General features: G+C 40.2%; 3 protein-coding genes. 2 read left to right on the top strand and 1 reads right to left on the bottom strand.

The genetic code is table 11. The features are described 5' to 3' along the window. Positions 1-434 precede the first annotated feature (434 nt). Both HJG39_RS19010 and HJG39_RS19005 read left to right on the top strand, forming a co-directional pair. The gene (locus tag HJG39_RS19010; RefSeq protein WP_268411964.1) at positions 435-1,238 is read left to right on the top strand and encodes a restriction endonuclease; all 804 of its coding nucleotides are present in this window, start codon (positions 435-437) and stop codon (positions 1,236-1,238) included. Between the two features lie 93 nt (positions 1,239-1,331). Continuing rightward, the gene (locus HJG39_RS19005) at positions 1,332-1,814 is read left to right on the top strand and encodes a hypothetical protein (protein WP_268411963.1); all 483 of its coding nucleotides are present in this window, start codon (positions 1,332-1,334) and stop codon (positions 1,812-1,814) included. Positions 1,815-2,231: 417 nt separating this feature from the next. Here HJG39_RS19005 and HJG39_RS19000 read toward each other — a convergent pair. Then, on the bottom strand, positions 2,232-2,897 hold a 666-nt coding region (locus HJG39_RS19000; RefSeq protein WP_268411961.1), incomplete at its 5' end, for a DNA adenine methylase.

Here is a 2,897-nt window from a genome sequence, read left to right as displayed (position 1 = left end):
AAACGCTTTGTTTTCGCGGCTCTCGTAAGAAACAGGGTCTCAATCCTGACCAGCATGTTGCTGGCGTCGGTATTGTGAGTTTGACAGGCTTTATTGTCAACAATGGCGAGCGTTTGGGGGGTGAGAGCAGCGCTTATAAAATTTCCCTAAAATCTCTTTTCAGCAGATAAATGCTCGCTTTCGGGGGGGGAATTTCTCTATGTGATTGATAGTAGTGACATAAAGTTGTTAGCCACTACATTTACAAAAACCTCTGTAAATTACAACTCTCGCTTTTACGAAAACAGGATGTTAATAAAGGTTTTTAAATTATCCTATTGTGCTGTTAAAATTAGAGAATGTTTGCGAAGTGGTGAAATTGGGGTATTACCAATGTCCGTTATTACCGAAAATTCGCAGTAATATCCTGTTAGCTCACTTACGGAGAATATAAAATGTGGACGTTTGATGGAGAAATATCATCTTCATGTGACGAATGTGGAGAGGTACAAGTCGTTCCCATTTCAGATTTCAATATTGAGTGTTACGGAGGTGAGTATCATGAAAATGGTATGGGCCAAGAGAACAATTACGAATTGTTGTTTGAATTCAACTGCACCATATGTGGTTCTGAGATACAACTGAAATTTGATGCCACAGAGTATCCTTCAGATGTATTGAGCTATGTAATAGATAATACGCAAGGTGCTAGTTGTGGAAATAAGCCAGACATCAAGTACCTCCCTGACTATGAAGAGATATACCTATTTCCTGAGCCAAAATTAATTGTTCCAGAAAGTAGAATAATTACCGATGTAGACCTTCTTAGCTCCAACATACCAGAATTAATTAGATTTCTAAGTCAGAATCCTGAATATTTACATCAGATTTCACCTCGTGAATTTGAAGAAATTATTGCAGAAATATTTAGAAATAAAGGCTTTGAGGTCGCACTAACAGCTAGCACCAGAGATGGTGGAAAAGACATAATAGCTGTACATCGAAACGAGTTAGGTATTGATACAAAATATTTTATTGAGTGTAAGCGCTATGCGCAACCAAATAAAGTTGGTGTTGAGCTAATAAGATCCTTGCACGGTGTTAAAAATACGAAGAACGGCCCAAATAAAGTAATATTGGCTACCACATCAACCTTTACAAGTGGTGCTATAGATTTTGCACAAAATCAGGCAACAAGTGAGTGGGACATCACGCTCAAGGATTACAATGATATCCTTGCATGGATGAGATCCTATTAGTTAAAAGAGCTAGCAAGCGCATGTTGTCGGACTGGTTTTCCGCTACGCTCCAAACCAGCCGAAAATGCTGGCGTTAGGCACAAAGGCAAGTGAATGGAAGAGTTAAACCTTGAAGAAGTAATGAAAGTTGAAACAAAAGAGCTTACAAAAATATTTGTCGGTAATGTCGAGCCATTGGTACAGGTTCTTAAAGCTCATTTGTATACAGAAAATTTTTTAGAGAAAGTCATATTGTCTGCATTGGAACGTGGAGACAAATTAGTAGAAAATGGAAGCTTCTCATACCATCAGAAGCTGTTGATCTGTGAAGCAACGGATATTCTTCCTGACTCCCTCATATCTTCACTGCGTAATCTTAATAAGCTGAGAAATAAATTTGCACACCAGCTGGATATGAATATTGCGGAAAGTGATGTTCTTAGGATAGGAAGCCCTCTCGGTAAAACATTTACACAGTTGAGATTTCAACATGCAAACAATCAGAACTTATTGTTTTCCAGCGTGCTGGTCGCAATTTGCGTGAAACTTTCGGCTCGTTGTTATGAGTTGGAGCATGATGTAGGAGTTCGTGCCTAACAAGGCGCTTAGCATATGTAGCACTGAGTACCTCTCAGGGACGTTAACGCAGCAATTTATCGCGATCATGATGTTACATTACTGCCCGTTAGCTAGCTAAGTAAATTATGCTGAAAATTATTTGGGGACTCTTATGCATCCTTATTTTTTGTTTATTAAGATTTCTATTATGGCCCGTAAAATTAGTTATTGGTTGTTATTTAAATTTACATACTTGGAACTTGGAATCTGAGCGCGATCGGGATGGAATTAAAGACTTACATTACAAATGTGTAAGGTGTGGTAAATCCAAACATAAATCTAGTTATTGAGCATAGCAGTAATTAACAAGAGCTCAAAAGGACATAAAAACGCTTGGCTGACGCTCGTTCCTTGCTATTCTAGCCAAGCTTAATCCCTCAAATTCACACCAAAAACTCACCCCAATATCACTAATTCCCGCCGATCTACTGTCTTAACACTACCGCCCACTTTGTGTTTAATATCAAGCTCTCGTAGTTCAAACCCTTTAAATACTTCTCGAATATCTGGGTGGTCGTTGATGGAAATAACAAATTTTCCTTTGCTGCGTTTGGCTAAATCAGCCATGTGTTCGTAGTTGTCGAATGTGAATTTGTTGCCGTAGCCTGTGGTTTCCCAGTATGGTGGGTCGAGGTAAAACACGGTGTTTTCGCTGTCGTAACGTTCTATGCACTTATCCCACGGCAAATGCTCTATTGTGGTTCTGGCAAGGCGTAAATGGGCGCTGCTTAAGTCTTCTTCGATTCGGAGCAAGTTTAATTGAGGTGTTTTTGCTCTTGATGTGCCAAAGCTTTGCCCTGTTACTTTGCCGCCAAAGGCGAGCTTTTGCAGGTAGTAAAACCGTGCGGCCCGTTGAATGTCGGTGAGCGTGTTGGGGTCGGTTTTCTTAGCGGTGATGAATTCTTCACGGCTTACTAAGGCCCAACGGAAGTGGCGCACGAATTCATCTAAATGATGTTTGACCACGCGGTATAAATTCACTAACTCGCCGTTAATGTCGTTAATGACTTCCGCCTTTGCTGGCTCTTTCATAAAGAAGATGGAAGCGCCGCCCGCAAAAGG

It is taken from the genome of Alteromonas sp. a30 (genome assembly GCF_026788005.1).
Classification (GTDB): domain Bacteria; phylum Pseudomonadota; class Gammaproteobacteria; order Enterobacterales; family Alteromonadaceae; genus Paraneptunicella.
The sequence above is the reverse complement of the archived record's forward strand: the minus strand, read 5'-3'. Positions and strand labels throughout refer to the sequence as shown.